Origin of the sequence: Stenotrophomonas sp. WED208 (assembly GCF_040984485.1) — a bacterium.
GTDB classification, from domain to species: domain Bacteria; phylum Pseudomonadota; class Gammaproteobacteria; order Xanthomonadales; family Xanthomonadaceae; genus Stenotrophomonas; species Stenotrophomonas riyadhensis.
In genome coordinates, this window is record NZ_JAZARB010000001.1 from 1 (window position 1) to 14,286 (window position 14,286).

Below are 14,286 nucleotides of genomic sequence, written 5' to 3' on the forward strand. Positions count from 1 at the left end.
CGAACTCGGAAGTGAAACGCAGCTGCGCCGATGGTAGTGTGGCTCAAGCCATGCGAGAGTAGGTCATCGCCAGGGTTTACACCCAAAACCCCGCTGCTCACGCAGCGGGGTTTTTCTTTGTGCGCAGGAAATGCGGGTCGTGCCGGCCGTCGGCCGGCACCCCCATGGCTGCACACCAACAACCCGGTAGATTCACGCCGTGTGTGGATATTCTCCGCGGGCAGCCACAGCGCCAACCAAGGTTGGCGTCTACCGAGGGCATGCGGACCCACAGTAGATCCACGCCGTGCGTGGATGGGCTGTCCCTGCGAAGAGCGGTGCCAACCCCTGCAGCGGCCCCAGACAGTGCACGCCGCCGTGGTTGCCGGCCAGCGGCCGGCACTACCCGCAGATCCATGCCGTGCGTGGATGCGGTGCCAGCCAAGGTTGGCACCGCCCCACGGAAGGCCTGGAAGCGGTCTTTTTCTGACCCATCACGCAAAAGCAGGCAAAAAAACGGCGCCCTGCGGGCGCCGTTCTGATCAGGATCGAATTGAAGGCCCGGATCAGGCGGCCCGCGAGACCTCGTGCGGTTCCTGCTGGCGGAAGACCGAGACCGCTTCGGTCAATGTCCAGGCCTGGCTCTGCAGCTCGCGTGCTGCTGCGGTTGCTTCTTCCACCAATGCCGCGTTCTGCTGCGTGGCCTGGTCCATCTGCACCACGGTCTGGTTGATCTGCTCGATACCGATCGACTGCTCCTGCGAAGCCGCCGAGATCTCACGCATCAGGTGACTGACGTTCTCCACACCACCGGCAATGCCCTGCATGCGCAGACCAGCGTCGGCCACCAGCTGTGCGCCTTCACCGACCTGGCGTCCGGCTTCGTCGATCAGCTTCTTGATCTCCTGCGCGGCGGCGGCTGACCGCTGCGCCAGAACGCGCACTTCGCTGGCCACCACGGCGAAGCCACGGCCCTGCTCGCCGGCGCGGGCGGCTTCCACCGCTGCGTTCAACGCCAGGATATTGGTCTGGAAGGCGATGCCGTCGATCACGCCGGTGATATCGCCGATGCGCTTCGATGCACCTTCAATTGCCTGCATGGTATCGACCACGCGCTGCATGGCGGTGTTGCCGTCACTCGCCGCGCTCTGCGTAGACGCCGCCAGCTCACTGGCCTGACGGGCATGAGCGGCGTTCTGGCGCACGGTGGATGTCAGCTCCTCCATCGATGCAGCAGTCTCCTGCAGATGCGCGGCCTGGCGTTCACTGCGTTCAGACAGTGCGCCATTGCCGGCGGCGATCTCGCTGGCCGCGGTACTGATCGAGGCCGCACATTGCTGGATGCGCCCGACCATGCGCGCCAGCTGGCCGGCCGTGGCATTCGCATCGCGCTGGATCGCGGCGAAGGCGCCGTGATACTCGCCGTGCATGCGCCGGTCCAGATCGCCATTGGCCAAGGCGGAAAGCATCTGCCGCACCTCGTCGACAGTGCCGCCCAGCGTATCCAGCAGCTGGTTGATGCCACCGGTCAGTCCATCCAGGAAGCTCGCACCTTCGCTCGCCTGCAGACGCTGGTCGAGATCGCCGGCGGCAGCGGCGGCAACAATGCCGGCCACTGCGTTCTCAAGCGACAGTTCATGCGTCCGGTCATGCCATTCCACGGCGAAACCGAGGCGCAGGCCCTGCGCATCGAACACCGGCGTGACCACCTGCGCGAAGTGCACCGGACCGATCTGCACCTTGCCGTTGTGGGTGACCTGCAGGCCGTTGAGGATCGCGCGGATGCGGTCCGGGTTGGCGTGGAAGCGGTGGATGCTGCTGCCGACCAGGCGCTCGGCATCGAAGTCGGGGAAGGCCTGGCGCAGTGTTGCCTGCTGGTTGCGCAGCAGGGCCACCACCGAGCGGTTCACGTAACGGATCACGTGGTCGTTGTCGGCAATCATCATCGCGGTGCGCGAGGCATCGAGCGCCTGGCGGATCTGCGCATTCTCGGCATGCGCTTCAGCCTCGCGCCCACGCTGCGCCTGTACGTGGCGGGCGGTATCGGCCAGCGCATGGGCCAGCGAACCGGGTGCATAGGCCGCGGTATCTGCATGTGCGCTCAGATCGGTGCCCGTAGCGATATCGCGCGCCAGTGCCGCCAGGCGGCGTGGGCCGTGGCCAAGCGCCTCGGTCTGCTGGCGCAGGCGCAGCGCGACCTGGCCGAGGAACACGGTCAGGCTGGCGAACAGGCCGGCCTGCAGCAACGTCGGTCCCACGGCTGCGCCGTGCAGCAGCGGTACCAGCAGGGCGAGGGTGCCAACACCACCTGCCAGCCATACCGGCAGGCGATCGCGGTGGCTGAGCAGCACGCCCAGCAGCAACGCGATCGGCAACGCTGGCGACAGGCCGACGATCGCGCACAGCAATGCCAACTGCAGCGACAGCAGCAACGCCAGGCCGTTGCGGGCGATGCTGCGGCCCGCCTGTGGACCGGCGAGCCAGAGGGCGGGCAGCACGGCGGCCGCCGCCAACGCGGTGCCCGGTACGTGGGGCCCACGCAGGGCCAGCACCAGGCCAGCCATAGCCAACGCCGCACTGCCGATCAGCAGTCGACGGTCAGCGCGGTGAGCGAGCTGCTGCAGATGCGGCAGGCGAACGGTATCGGGGGGACGGGAGGATGCAGCGGACATCGGCGACTCCTGGATCAGCAGACGACAGCGGCCACGCGGTGGCGCACGCATGAGCGCGTGGCCAGGGCAGGGACCGGGAATTCGGGGAATGCGACGCAATCAACGTCGCGGAGACGGGGCACCGTGACCACATCCTGTGGGTGACGGTGCAATGGAGCAGGCATGCGGACTTCCTTGCAGGATCAGACACACGCCGCAGGTCCGACCGGACCTGCGTGCTGCGGACGCAGGGGCCCGCAACTGATGTATCGGCCGCAAACGCGCGGAGTGAAGCGCGCGGATACCTTTGCTCAGCCCGCGTTGCCGTTGCTGAAGAAGTGCAGGATCACGCCCGCGATCTGTTGCGGGTCTTCCATGTGCAGGTGATGATTGCCGGGAAACACCGCCAGCCGTCCATCACGCAGGTGCTGCAGGCGATCGCTGCGCATCGGCTCGGGATAATAGGACTGCGCCGGCGTGGCATAGATCACCTGTGTCGGGCAGGCGATGGCCTGCAGCAGGTTGTCGATCTGGCCTTCACTGAGGCGGATCGCGGTGGGCAGCATCAGGCGTGGATCGCTGCACCAGCGGTAGCCGCCTTCAACCGGTTCCACGCCACGCTCGACCAGCAGGCGTGCGCAGCCTTCGCTGAGCTGGTTGGTCATCATCCGCGCACGGATGGGTGCGGCCAGATCGGGAAACACGCGCAGCTGCTTGCGTGCCAGTGCGCGCGTGGCATTCACATGCTCGCGCAGGCGGTTGGCGGTTTCTTTCTCGGGACCACGCAGGCCGCCGAGTGCTTCGATCGCCACCAGGCGCTCGACGCGATCACTGACCGAGGCGGTGAGGCTGGCGATGCCGGCGCCCATTGAATGGCCGAGCAGGCTGAAACGGTCCCAGCCCAGTGCATCGGCCACATCGAGTACGTGGCAGATGGCGGCGGCCGTGGTGTAGCTGGCACCGGCCGGCAGATGTGCGCTGTGACCGTGGCCGGGCAGGTCGATGGCTACCAGCTGCAACGACGACAGGTGCGGCGCCAGCGGCACGAAGCTGGCCGCGTTGTCGAGCCAGCCATGCAGGGCCAGCACGCGCGGGCCATCACCGTGGTTGCGCAGACCGGCGACGCGCGCGCCAGCGACCTCCAGCTCAAACGGTTGCAGACTCATGCCAGCGAGGCCACGGCCAGCCGTGCAAGCGCACGTGCGTGCTCCGGCTCGGCGTTGAGGCAGGGGATGTAACGCATCGTCGCGCCGCGCTCGGCCAGCGTTTCGGTGAAGCCCAGTGCCACTTCTTCCAGCGTTTCCAGACAGTCGGTGGCGAAGCCGGGGCAGACCACGTCGATCTGCTTCACGCCGGATTCGGCCAGCGCCCACAGGCTCGGCTCGGCATACGGCTGCAGCCAGCGCTCGCGGCCGAAGCGCGACTGGTAGCCCATCTGCCACTCGTCCCTGCCCAGGCCCAGCGCGTTGGCGATGGCCTGTGCGCTGGCTTCGCAGCGCTGCGGATACGGATCGCCCCCATCAGCCAGGCGCTGCGGAATGCCATGGAAGGAGAACATCAGTTTCTGGCCACGACCGTGCTGTTCCCAGTAACGCTGGATGGAACCGGCCGCGGCCTCGACCCAGCCCGGGTCGACCGAATAGTCGCGCACCAGGCTGACGGTGACGCCGGGATTGCGGCGCTGCCAGGCATCAACACGGTCTTCAACCGAGGCGGTGGTGGTGGTCGAGTACTGCGGATACAGCGGCAGCACCACGATGCGGCGCGCGCCTTCGGCGGCCAGGCGGTCGAGCTCGCTGGCCAGGGCCGGCTTGCCGTAGCGCATCGCGTGGCGCACTTTCAGGGTCGGCAGCAGGGCCTGCATGGCCTGCGCCAGCTGACGCGTATGCACCATCAGCGGTGAGCCGTCGGGCAGCCAGACCTGCGCATACTTGGCCGCCGAACGGCTGCTGCGCAGCGGCAGGATCAGCCCGCGCAGCAGCGGTTGCCACAGCAGTGCCGGGATCGAGACCACGCGGGGGTCGGACAGGAATTCAGCCAGGTAACGGCGTACGGCGGGAGCCGTCGGCGTTTCGGGCGTGCCTAGGTTGACCGCCAGCACGGCGGTATCGGGTGCGTCGAGCATGGGGTGCATTGTCGCCGATCCGGTGCCGCGCCGGGATGCAGGGTTCGGATTGCAGGCATAGCGGGCATCTATGTGAGCAGGGAGCGCTCATTGGCGATTCATGACAACACTACTAATTTCAGTCACTTGCTATATCTTCCTATGGACTGACTTCTGGAGCCTGCCATGCGTCGCCCGATCCAAGCCCTGCTGATCGCCGCCAGCCTGCTGTCCAGCCAGGCCATGGCCGGACCGCAGGAAGACCAGCGTGCGCGCAATGCCGTGCGCGTGCTGGCTGAAATCCAGGAAATCCCTGAACAGGGCATTCCGGACAAGTTGCTCGACGAAGGCCGCGCGGTCATCGTCATTCCCGACACGATCAAGGCCGGTCTGGTCATTGGCGGTCGTCGTGGCCACGGCCTGATGTCGGTGCGCATGCCCAATGGCGCGTGGTCCAGCCCGGTATTCGTCAAGCTGACCGGTGGCAGCATCGGTTTCCAGGCCGGCGTGCAGTCTTCCGACGTAGTTCTGGTGTTCCGCAACGACCGCAGCCTGGACAACCTGGTCAACGGCAAGTTCACGCTGGGCGCCGACGCAGGCGTTGCCGCCGGTCCGGTCGGCCGCAATGCTGCTGCCGCCACCGACGGCCAGCTGAAGGCCGAGATCTGGTCCTGGTCGCGCGCGCGCGGCCTGTTTGCGGGCGTCGCCCTCGATGGTGCGGTGCTGCAGATCGATGATGCCGCCAACCTTGACGCCTACGGCAGCAACACTACGCCGCGCATGATCTTTGAAGGCCGTGCCGCCGGTTCGCCGTCGATGGATGTGGTCGCGTTCCGCGACCGCCTGGAAGAGGCCACCTACGCCGCCCGCAACAACCGCAACGGCAACGGTGGCAACGCGCCGCGCCCGGCAGCGGCCCCGGCGGCAGCTCCGGCGCCTGTTCAGGCAGCGCCGGCCGCCCCGGCTGAAGCTACCACGGCGCCGCTGCAGAACGTGCCGCAGAACCCGCCGCCGCAGCAGCAGGGCTTCCAGCCGGTCAACGACGGCGAGATCCGCACGGAAACGCTGGGCGGAAACTGACTTTCGTCACGCGCGCCGGCTAACACCCGGTGCGCTATGCTCGACAGCCTGATCACTAACGTAACGAGCGTCTTTATGGGCAGTTTCAGCATCTGGCATTGGTTGGTCGTGCTGGCCATCGTCCTGCTGGTGTTCGGCACCAAGCGCCTGACCAGTGGCGCCAAGGATCTCGGTTCGGCGGTCAAGGAATTCAAGAAGGGCATGCGCGACGAGGACAAGCCGAACGCGCAGCTGGGCGACGAGTCGCGCAGCCAGGACGCCTCGCGCGCCGCGCAGGACGAGCACGACCGCACCCCTCGCTGATCCGGAGCGGTCGCGGTGTTTGATATCGGCTTCAGCGAACTGCTGGTGATCGCGGTGGTCGCCCTGGTGGTGCTCGGTCCCGAGCGCCTGCCCAAGGCGGCCCGCTTCGCCGGCCTGTGGGTGCGACGCGCCCGCAATCAGTGGGATTCGGTGAAACAGGAACTGGAACGCGAACTGCAGGCCGAGGAGATCAAACGGCAGATGCAGGACGTGCGCCAGGGCATGCAGGACACCGAGAACCAGCTGCGTGCCAGCGGCGAAGCGATCCGTCGCGAAGCCCAGCAGGCGCAGCAGCAGGGTGATGACCTGGTGCAGGAAGTACGCGCGCCGGCGCCCGCGGATCTTCCGCCGCACATGAGCACCGCGCCCGACGCCGATGTGCCCGTACCGCAGAGCGCTGCTCCCGAGCCGGCGCCGGCAACACCCCCTGAAGCCGGTGCGACGCCGCCGCAGAGCACGGAGCGCCAGCCATGAGTGAACAGGATTTCGGCGAAAGCTCGCTGGTTGAGCATCTGGTGGAACTGCGTGGCCGCCTGGTACGCGCATTGCTGGGACTGGGCGTGGTGTTGCTGGGCCTGCTGCCGTTTACCCAGAAGCTCTACAACGCACTGGCCGAACCGCTGGTCTCGCAGCTGCCGAACGGGCAGACGATGATCGCCACCAATCCGGCCGGTGCCTTCTTCGCACCGCTGAAGCTGACTTTCTTCGTGGCCCTGTTCGTGGCGGTGCCGTGGCTGCTGTACCAGCTGTGGGCCTTCGTCGCGCCCGGCCTGTATGCGCGCGAGAAGCGCCTGGCGGTGCCGTTGCTGGTGTCCTCGGTGCTGCTGTTCTACACCGGCTGTGCCTTTGCCTACTTCCTGGTGCTGCCGGCGGTGTTCCACTTCCTCACCACCTTCAGCCCGGACGTGATCGCGATCACCCCGGATGCGAATGCCTACCTGGATTTCGTGCTGGCGATCTTCTTTGCCTTCGGCGGCAGCTTCGAACTGCCGGTGGCAATGGTGATCCTGGTGCTGCTGGGCTGGGTGACGCCGCAGCAGTTCAAGGAAGGCCGCGGTTACGCAATCGTCGGCATCTTCGTGGTGGCCGCAGTGCTGACCCCACCGGACGTGGTCTCGCAGCTGATGCTGGCGATCCCGATGTGCCTGCTCTACGAGCTGGGCATCCACGCCGCACGCTGGCTGGTGCCGTCGTCGGTAGTGAAGAAACCCGCCGCCTGAAAGGAAAAAAGGGGACGGAGGGGATTAAGTCGTTCATGCCCAGTGTGTGCAGCTAACGACTTAATCCCCTCCGTCCCCTTTTTCCGTCAGGCGTGGAACACGTCGCTCGAGGTCGGCGTGGTCGGGATCGGCGGTGCGGCGCGGCTGCCGCGGTGCACGAACATCTGCTTCCATGCGGCGTAGACCGCGCCGACATACAGCGGCATCAGCACCGTGGTCAGCACCAGCTGGGCGATGAAGGCGGCGGCCAGCGGGCCACCGATCAGCATCGCGATCTGGATCACGATCACGAACAGGATGTACATGCAGAACGCGGCGATCAGGCCGAGTACGGCGAACACGAACATCGCGCCGATGTTCTCGATGCAGCCCTGCAGGCTCAGGCGCAGCGCATGCATGCCGCTCTGCTTGTCGAACACCACCAGCGCCGGCTGGGTGAACATCGCCAGCGACAGCGCCACCGCGCTCAGGAACACCAGCAGCATCCACAGCGCGATGCGCTTGGCCGGCAGGTTGGCGACCAGCGCGGCCGCATCATCCGGCTTGATCTGCTGGCCACTGCGGCTGATCTCTTCCATCTTGGTCATGACCTCGCTGAAGGCGGTGAAGCCCTCGCGGCCGATCATCATGAACAACAGCGCGCCCAGCAGCAGGACCGCCAGCACCTGGATCGCCAGCGGCACCAGCAGGTGGCTGACGCGGTGGTCGCGGATCGGCTGCAGCAGGTGCGAGGCCAGGCCCGGGCGGCCTTCGTCGATCTCGCCCACGGCGTACAGCATGCCGCCGAACATGATCGGCGAAATGGCCAGGGTCATCAGCTGCACGGCCATGCCGGCGGCGCCGGGAATCAAGGTCGACAGCAGGGTCACCACCCAGCTCACCAGCAGCCAGGTCAGGCCGATCCGGGCCAGCTGCAGCGGCGCACGCCGGTACAGGGAGAACGTATCCAGCAACCACTGGGCGCCCGCCGAGGCCGGCAGCTTGCGAATCTCTTTCATGGACATCCGGGAAGGACAGGAGGGGGCCGGGCGGCTGCCCGTGCCGCCGATTATCCCTGTTTTGCCACCGGCTGGGCTGAAGACAGCCGCGCCTGGCGGACGAAGCGGCGCAACAGCTGGCGGGCCAGCGGTGCGGCGCTGACCGCGCGCTCGATGCTGCGGGCGCAGCCGCCGTGGCGGCCGATGCAGTCGGCGCGGGCGCGCACGTAGCCGCGCATGTGGTGGGTGGCGAATTCCGGATGGAACTGTACGCCCCACGCCTGGCGGCCCCAGCGGAAGGCGTGGCAGCCGTCCAGCGGCGAACGTGCCAGCACTTCGGCACCTTCCGGCGCGCGCAGCACGGTCTGCAGGTGGGTGGCATGGGCGGCGAAATGCTGCGGCAGGCCCTGGAACAGCGGGTCCTGCGCGGCTTGCGGCTGCAGTTCCAGCTCGATCGTGCCGGACTCGCGGCCAGCCGGGTTGTAGGCCACCTCGCCACCCAGCGCGTGCGCCAGCAGCTGGTGGCCGTAGCAGATGCCGAACACGGGCAGGTCGTCGTGCGCGGTCTGGCGCAGCCATGCGGCGCTGCGCTCACTCCATTCGGCGTGGTCGGTGACGAAGGCGGCCGAGCCGGTCACCAGCACGCCAGCGAAGCCATGCGGGTCGGGCAGGGCATCCCCGTGTTCGACATCGACCACCACCGTCTCGTGCTCTTCCAGCCCGGCGGCGACGCGGATCCAGTGCGGGAAGCGCCCGTAGCGGCGCAGCGACGGTACCGGGCGGCCGGTTTCAAGGATCAGGAACGGGGCTGGGTTCATCCGGGGGCGGCAGGACTGACAGGACTTCCTCGATTGTAGTCAGCCCCTGCGCCACCTTTTCAAGCCCGGCCTGACGCAGGGTTCGCAGCCCTTCAGCCCGCGCGGCACGGGTGAAACCGGCCAGATCCATGTCGGCGCGGATCTGCCCGCGCAGCCGCGAGCCCAATGGCAGCAACTCATACAGGCCGATGCGGCCGAGGAATCCGGTGCGCCGGCACTCCAGGCAACCGACCGGCCGACAGGGCGTGGCGGCATCTGGATATGCGGCATGGCTATCAGCCAGCACCGCCCAATCGGCGGCGCCGAGGCTGTGTGGCTGCTTGCAGTGCGGGCACAGCGTGCGCACCAGGCGCTGGGCGAGGATGCCGTTGAGTGTGCTGGCCAGCAGGTAGTGCGGCACGCCGAGGTCGAGCAGGCGGGTGACCGCCGAGGGCGCGTCGTTGGTATGCAGGGTGGACAGCACCAGATGGCCGGTCAGCGAGGCCTGCACCGCCATCTGCGCGGTTTCCAGGTCGCGGATCTCGCCGATCATGATGATGTCCGGGTCCTGCCGCAGCAGGGTGCGCACGCCGCTGGCGAAGTCCAGGTCGATGTTGGTCTGCACCTGCATCTGGTTGAACTCGGGCGCGATCATCTCGATCGGGTCCTCCACCGTGCACACGTTCACGTCCGGTGTGGCCAGCCGCTTCAGCGTGGAGTACAGGGTGGTGGTCTTGCCCGAGCCGGTCGGGCCGGTGACCAGCACGATGCCGTGCGGGCGCTCGACCAGTGCATTCCAGCCCGCCGCCTCCTGCGGGCTGAAACCGAGCTGGTCGATGCTCTTGAAGGCGGCATCCGGGTCGAAGATGCGCATCACGCACTTCTCGCCGAAGGCGGTGGGCATGGTCGACAGGCGCATCTCGACCTCGCGGCCGCCCGGCGAACGGGTCTTGATGCGGCCATCCTGCGGGCGCCGGCGCTCGGCCAGGTCCATGCGGCCGAGCACCTTGATGCGGCTGACCACGGCGGTCATCACCGCCGGCGGCACCTCGAACACCTTGTGCAGCACGCCGTCGATGCGGAAGCGCATGCGTCCCATCTCGCGGCGCGGCTCCAGGTGGATGTCCGAAGCGCGCTGTTCATAGGCGTACTGCAGCAGCCAGTCGACGATATGCACGATGTGCTGGTCGTCGGCATTGACGTCGCCGGTGCGGCCCAGCTCCACCAACTGCTCGAAGCTGGGCAGGGTGGTGTTGGCTTCGCCGCGCACGTCACCCCGGGCGCCGCGCACCGAGCGGGTCACCCCGTAGAACTCCATGGTGTAGCGGTGCAGGTCGAGCGGATTGACCACCGCCAGTTCGATGCGGCGCCGGGTCAGGTGCTGCAGGTCGCGGCGCCATTCCTGTACCAGCGGCTCGCTGGTGGCCACCAGCACGCGCTCGGCATCCACTGCCAGCGGCAGGAAGCGATGCCGGCGCGCGTAGGCATGGGAGACCAGCGCGGTGACCGCGGCGACGTCGACCCGGGTCGGGTCGATGCGCAGGTAGCGGCTGCCGGTGCGCTGCGCCAGCCATTCGGTGAGGCGCTCCAGGGTCAGTTCGCCACCGCCGCTGGCGGCCAGCTTGAGGTTGGACAGCAGCACCAGCGGGTGCACTTCACTGGCGTTGCGCGCGCCCTGCGCGGAAAAGCGCATGCGCTCGCGGTCCTGCTCGGCCACCAGGCCATCGGCAATCAGGGCTGCGGCAATCTGCTCGAAATGCAGCCGTCCCCAGGGCAGCGCGACGCCGCCCGCTTCGCCGGGCGTGCCGACCGGCAGCCGATGTTCCATCTGCCTGCTCCTCCCGGGTACGGAATGCCCCGCAGGTCGGCCGTTATACTAGCGCACCCCCTTTGCCGGCCAAGAATCGTCCGCATGTCCGCGACCCCGACCGTTCCGATCACCTTCCAGGGCCTGATCCAGACCCTGAACCAGTTCTGGGCCCAGCAGGGCTGCGTGCTCATCCAGCCGCTCGACCTGGAGGTGGGCGCCGGTACCTTCCACCCGGCCACCTTCCTGCGTGCGATCGGTCCGGAAAGCTGGAACGCGGCCTACGTGCAGCCCTCGCGCCGCCCGACCGACGGCCGCTACGGCGAGAACCCGAACCGCCTGCAGCGCTACTACCAGTACCAGGTGGCGATGAAGCCGGCGCCGGACAACATCCAGCAGCTGTACCTGGATTCGCTGAAGGCACTGGGCATCGATCCGCTGGTGCACGACCTGCGTTTCGTCGAGGACAACTGGGAATCGCCGACGCTGGGCGCCTGGGGCCTGGGCTGGGAAGTCTGGCTCAACGGCATGGAAGTGACCCAGTTCACCTACTTCCAGCAGGCCGGTGGCCTGGAGTGCCGCCCGGTGCTGGGCGAGATCACCTACGGTCTCGAGCGCCTGTGCATGTACCTGCAGAACTGCGACAACGTCTACGACCTGGTCTGGACCTACGGCCCGGACGGCCAGCCGGTGACCTACGGCGACGTCTACCACCAGAACGAGGTGGAGCAGAGCACCTACAACTTCGAATACGCCGACGTGGAAGAGATGTTCCACCGTTTCGACGCCTGCGAACGCGAAGCGCAGAAGCTGGTGGAAGTGAACCTGCCGCTGCCGGCCTACGAGCAGGTGATGAAGGCCAGCCACACCTTCAACCTGCTCGATGCACGCCGCGCGATCAGCGTGACCGAGCGCCAGCGCTACATCCTGCGCGTGCGCGCGCTGGCCCAGGCGGTGGCCAAGGCGTACTACGAGCAGCGCGAGAAGCTGGGCTTCCCGGGCGCGAAGAAGGCCTGACGGCCGCTCTCCCCCTTACTCCGGGGCGCCGGACGCGTCGCGCGCTGCGCCCCCACCACAGGATTGAAACGATGAGCCAACTGTCCCCCCTGCTGATCGAACTGGGCACCGAGGAGCTGCCGGTCAAGGCGTTGCCGGGCCTCGCCCAGGCGTTCTTCGATGGCGTTGTCGACGGCCTGCGCAAGCGCGGCGTCGCACTGGAGCTGGGCGATGCGCGTCCACTGTCGACCCCGCGCCGCCTGGCCGTGCTGCTGCCGGGCGTCGGCCTGGAACAGCCGGAACAGCACAGCGAAGTGCTGGGCCCGTACCTGAACATCGCGCTGGACGCCGAAGGCCAGCCGACCAAGGCCCTGCAGGGCTTCGCCGCCAAGGCCGGGATCGACTGGACCACGCTGGAGAAGACCACCGACAACAAGGGTGAGCGCTTCGTGCACCGCGCGGTGACCCCGGGCGCGAGCACCGCCAGCCTGCTGCCGGAGATCCTGCGCGAGGCGATCGCGGCGATGCCGATTCCCAAGCCGATGCGCTGGGGCGACCATGCCTGGGGCTTCGCGCGCCCGGCGCATTGGCTGGTGCTGCTGCACGGTGCCAACGTGGTCGAGGCCGAACTGTTCGGCCTGCAGGCCGGCCGCGTCAGCCGTGGCCATCGTTTCCACCACGACCAGGCCGTGTCGCTGGCACAGCCGCAGGACTATGTTGAAGCCCTGCGCGCCGCGTTCGTGCTGGTCGACCCGAGCGAGCGTCGCGCGCGCATCGTCGCCGAGGTCGAGGCCGCTGCGGCCAGGGTCGGTGGCAGCGCCCGCATCACCGACGACAACCTGGAACAGGTGGTGAACTTGGTCGAGTGGCCGTCGGCGGTGCTGTGCAGCTTCGAACGTGCGTTCCTGGCGGTGCCGCAGGAAGCGCTGATCGAGACGATGGAGATCAACCAGAAGTTCTTCCCGGTGCTGGATGCCGCTGGCACCCTGACCGAGAAGTTCATCGGCATCGCCAACATCGAATCGAAGGACGTGGCCGAAGTGGCCAAGGGCTACGAGCGCGTGATCCGCCCGCGCTTCGCCGATGCCAAGTTCTTCTTCGACGAGGACCTGAAGCAGGGCCTGGTGTCGATGGGCGACGGCCTGAAGACGGTGACCTACCAGGCCAAGCTGGGCAGCGTGGCCGACAAGGTGGCGCGCGTGGCCGCCCTGGCCGAAGTGATCGCACCGCAGGTGGGTGCCGACGCCGGGCAGGCCAGGCGTGCCGCCGAACTGGCCAAGAACGACCTGCAGTCGCGCATGGTCAACGAGTTCCCGGAGCTGCAGGGCATCGCCGGCCGCCACTACGCCGTGGCCGGTGGCGAACCGGAAGAAGTGGCGCTGGCCATCGACGAGGCCTACCAGCCGCGCTTCGGCGGTGACGACATCGCGCTGTCGCCGCTGGGCAAGGTGCTGGCCATTGCTGAACGCGTGGACACGCTGGCCGGCGGTTTCGCCGCAGGCCTGAAGCCGACCGGCAACAAGGACCCGTTCGCCCTGCGCCGCAATGCGCTGGGCCTGGCCCGCACGATCATCGAAAGCGGCTATGAGCTGGACCTGCGCGCGCTGCTGACCAGCGCCAACGCCGGCCTGGCCGCGCGCAACGTGCAGGCCGACATCGGTGAGCTGTACGACTTCATCCTCGACCGCCTGAAGGGCTACTACAGCGACAAGGGCGTGCCGGCCACGCACTTCAACGCGGTGGCCGAGCTGAAGCCGGCTTCGCTGTACGACTTCGACCGCCGCCTGGATGCGATCGGCACCTTCGCCGCGCTGCCGGAAGCCGAGGCGCTTGCTGCGGCCAACAAGCGTATCCGCAACATCCTCCGCAAGGCCGAAGGCGACATTCCGGCCCAGATCGACCCGGCGCTGCTGCAGGAAGACGCCGAGCGCGCGCTGGCTGAAGCCGTCACCGCGGCCATCGACGACACCGGCGCCAGCCTGCAGCACAAGGACTACGTGGCTGTGCTGGCCCGCCTGGCCCGCCTGCGACCGCAGGTCGACGCGTTCTTCGACGGCGTGATGGTCAATGCGGAAGATCCGGCGCTGCGCGGCAACCGCCTGGCGCTGCTGACCATGCTGGGCGAGCGCCTGGGCAAGGTCGCGGCGATCGAGCATCTGTCGAGCTGATGCCCGTACCGGTAGTGCCGGCCGCTGGCCGGCATTGCCACCGCGCATCGGATCGATCTGTGGGTTGCCGGCCAGCGGCCGGCACTACCGGATCACCGCTGGCGGATGTCCATCGGGGTCATTGCCGGCATCGCGCACGATGCCGGCAACCTCGCCTTCGATTGCGATGATCGCCACAAAGGCGCGTATTTTGACCGCCACTTA

General features: G+C 67.7%; 12 protein-coding genes. 6 read left to right on the plus strand and 6 right to left on the minus strand.

Features of this window, described 5'->3' with window-relative positions:
- Positions 1 to 545: 545 nt before the first annotated feature.
- The 3 genes from VPH47_RS00005 to hemH form a co-directional block, all read right to left on the minus strand.
- Positions 546 to 2,651 carry a methyl-accepting chemotaxis protein gene (locus VPH47_RS00005; RefSeq protein WP_368849836.1) on the minus strand — a complete coding sequence of 702 codons (2,106 nt, stop codon included), beginning with the start codon at positions 2,649 to 2,651 and terminating at the stop codon, positions 546 to 548.
- Positions 2,652 to 2,941: 290 nt separating this feature from the next.
- Positions 2,942 to 3,796, minus strand: a complete 855-nt coding sequence (locus tag VPH47_RS00010) for an alpha/beta fold hydrolase (RefSeq protein ID WP_368849837.1) — start codon at positions 3,794 to 3,796, stop codon at positions 2,942 to 2,944.
- Entirely contained in the window at positions 3,793 to 4,755 is a 963-nt protein-coding gene (hemH, locus tag VPH47_RS00015) for a ferrochelatase (protein ID WP_164162420.1), read from the minus strand. The genes VPH47_RS00010 and hemH overlap by 4 nt, the downstream gene beginning before the upstream one ends.
- A 165-nt stretch (positions 4,756 to 4,920) precedes the next feature.
- Here hemH and VPH47_RS00020 point away from each other — a divergent pair, with 165 nt between their 5' ends.
- The 4 genes from VPH47_RS00020 to tatC all read left to right on the plus strand — a co-directional run bounded on the left by VPH47_RS00020 (position 4,921) and on the right by tatC (position 7,337).
- On the plus strand, positions 4,921 to 5,814 hold the full coding sequence (locus VPH47_RS00020) for a YSC84-related protein (RefSeq protein WP_164162419.1): 894 nt from the start codon (positions 4,921 to 4,923) through the stop codon (positions 5,812 to 5,814).
- 75 nt (positions 5,815 to 5,889) lie between these two features.
- Positions 5,890 to 6,117: a Sec-independent protein translocase subunit TatA gene (gene tatA, locus VPH47_RS00025; RefSeq protein ID WP_164162418.1), complete on the plus strand. Its 228-nt coding sequence runs from the start codon at positions 5,890 to 5,892 to the stop codon at positions 6,115 to 6,117.
- Between the two features lie 15 nt (positions 6,118 to 6,132).
- Positions 6,133 to 6,591 carry a Sec-independent protein translocase protein TatB gene (gene tatB, locus VPH47_RS00030; protein ID WP_368849838.1) on the plus strand — a complete coding sequence of 153 codons (459 nt, stop codon included), beginning with the start codon at positions 6,133 to 6,135 and terminating at the stop codon, positions 6,589 to 6,591.
- Positions 6,588 to 7,337, plus strand: a complete 750-nt coding sequence (gene tatC / locus VPH47_RS00035; protein WP_110714192.1) for a twin-arginine translocase subunit TatC — start codon at positions 6,588 to 6,590, stop codon at positions 7,335 to 7,337. Before tatB ends, tatC begins: the two co-directional genes overlap by 4 nt.
- An 86-nt stretch (positions 7,338 to 7,423) precedes the next feature.
- Here the strand turns inward: tatC and VPH47_RS00040 are convergent, their stop codons facing one another.
- Genes VPH47_RS00040 through VPH47_RS00050 form a run of 3 tightly spaced genes read right to left on the minus strand, consistent with a single transcriptional unit; the run spans position 7,424 to position 10,939 of the window.
- Positions 7,424 to 8,335, minus strand: coding sequence for a BPSS1780 family membrane protein (locus VPH47_RS00040; RefSeq protein ID WP_110714191.1), 912 nt, complete (start codon positions 8,333 to 8,335; stop codon positions 7,424 to 7,426).
- Positions 8,336 to 8,385: 50 nt separating this feature from the next.
- Positions 8,386 to 9,132, minus strand: a complete 747-nt coding sequence (locus VPH47_RS00045) for a glutamine amidotransferase (RefSeq protein WP_094002232.1) — start codon at positions 9,130 to 9,132, stop codon at positions 8,386 to 8,388.
- Entirely contained in the window at positions 9,104 to 10,939 is a 1,836-nt protein-coding gene (locus tag VPH47_RS00050; RefSeq protein ID WP_368849839.1) for a GspE/PulE family protein, read from the minus strand. The genes VPH47_RS00045 and VPH47_RS00050 overlap by 29 nt, the downstream gene beginning before the upstream one ends.
- A gap of 84 nt (positions 10,940 to 11,023) precedes the next feature.
- On the opposite strand from VPH47_RS00050, the gene glyQ reads away from it, so the two are divergent.
- Both glyQ and glyS read left to right on the plus strand, forming a co-directional pair.
- On the plus strand, positions 11,024 to 11,935 hold the full coding sequence (gene glyQ, locus VPH47_RS00055) for a glycine--tRNA ligase subunit alpha (RefSeq protein ID WP_006403404.1): 912 nt from the start codon (positions 11,024 to 11,026) through the stop codon (positions 11,933 to 11,935).
- A 71-nt stretch (positions 11,936 to 12,006) separates the two neighbouring features.
- Positions 12,007 to 14,082 carry a glycine--tRNA ligase subunit beta gene (glyS, locus tag VPH47_RS00060; RefSeq protein WP_368849840.1) on the plus strand — a complete coding sequence of 692 codons (2,076 nt, stop codon included), beginning with the start codon at positions 12,007 to 12,009 and terminating at the stop codon, positions 14,080 to 14,082.
- Positions 14,083 to 14,286 lie beyond the last annotated feature (204 nt).

Bases quoted from the DNA above. Each gene is read 5' to 3' on its own strand.
- VPH47_RS00005 (WP_368849836.1), bottom strand. From the start codon at position 2,651: ATGTCCGCTGCATCCTCCCGTCCCCCCGATACCGTTCGCCTGCCGCAT.
- VPH47_RS00010 (WP_368849837.1), bottom strand. From the start codon at position 3,796: ATGAGTCTGCAACCGTTTGAGCTGGAGGTCGCTGGCGCGCGCGTCGCC.
- hemH (WP_164162420.1), bottom strand. From the start codon at position 4,755: ATGCTCGACGCACCCGATACCGCCGTGCTGGCGGTCAACCTAGGCACG.
- VPH47_RS00020 (WP_164162419.1), top strand. From the start codon at position 4,921: ATGCGTCGCCCGATCCAAGCCCTGCTGATCGCCGCCAGCCTGCTGTCC.
- tatA (WP_164162418.1), top strand. From the start codon at position 5,890: ATGGGCAGTTTCAGCATCTGGCATTGGTTGGTCGTGCTGGCCATCGTC.
- tatC (WP_110714192.1), top strand. From the start codon at position 6,588: ATGAGTGAACAGGATTTCGGCGAAAGCTCGCTGGTTGAGCATCTGGTG.
- VPH47_RS00040 (WP_110714191.1), bottom strand. From the start codon at position 8,335: ATGAAAGAGATTCGCAAGCTGCCGGCCTCGGCGGGCGCCCAGTGGTTG.
- VPH47_RS00045 (WP_094002232.1), bottom strand. From the start codon at position 9,132: ATGAACCCAGCCCCGTTCCTGATCCTTGAAACCGGCCGCCCGGTACCG.
- VPH47_RS00050 (WP_368849839.1), bottom strand. From the start codon at position 10,939: ATGGAACATCGGCTGCCGGTCGGCACGCCCGGCGAAGCGGGCGGCGTC.
- glyQ (WP_006403404.1), top strand. From the start codon at position 11,024: ATGTCCGCGACCCCGACCGTTCCGATCACCTTCCAGGGCCTGATCCAG.
- glyS (WP_368849840.1), top strand. From the start codon at position 12,007: ATGAGCCAACTGTCCCCCCTGCTGATCGAACTGGGCACCGAGGAGCTG.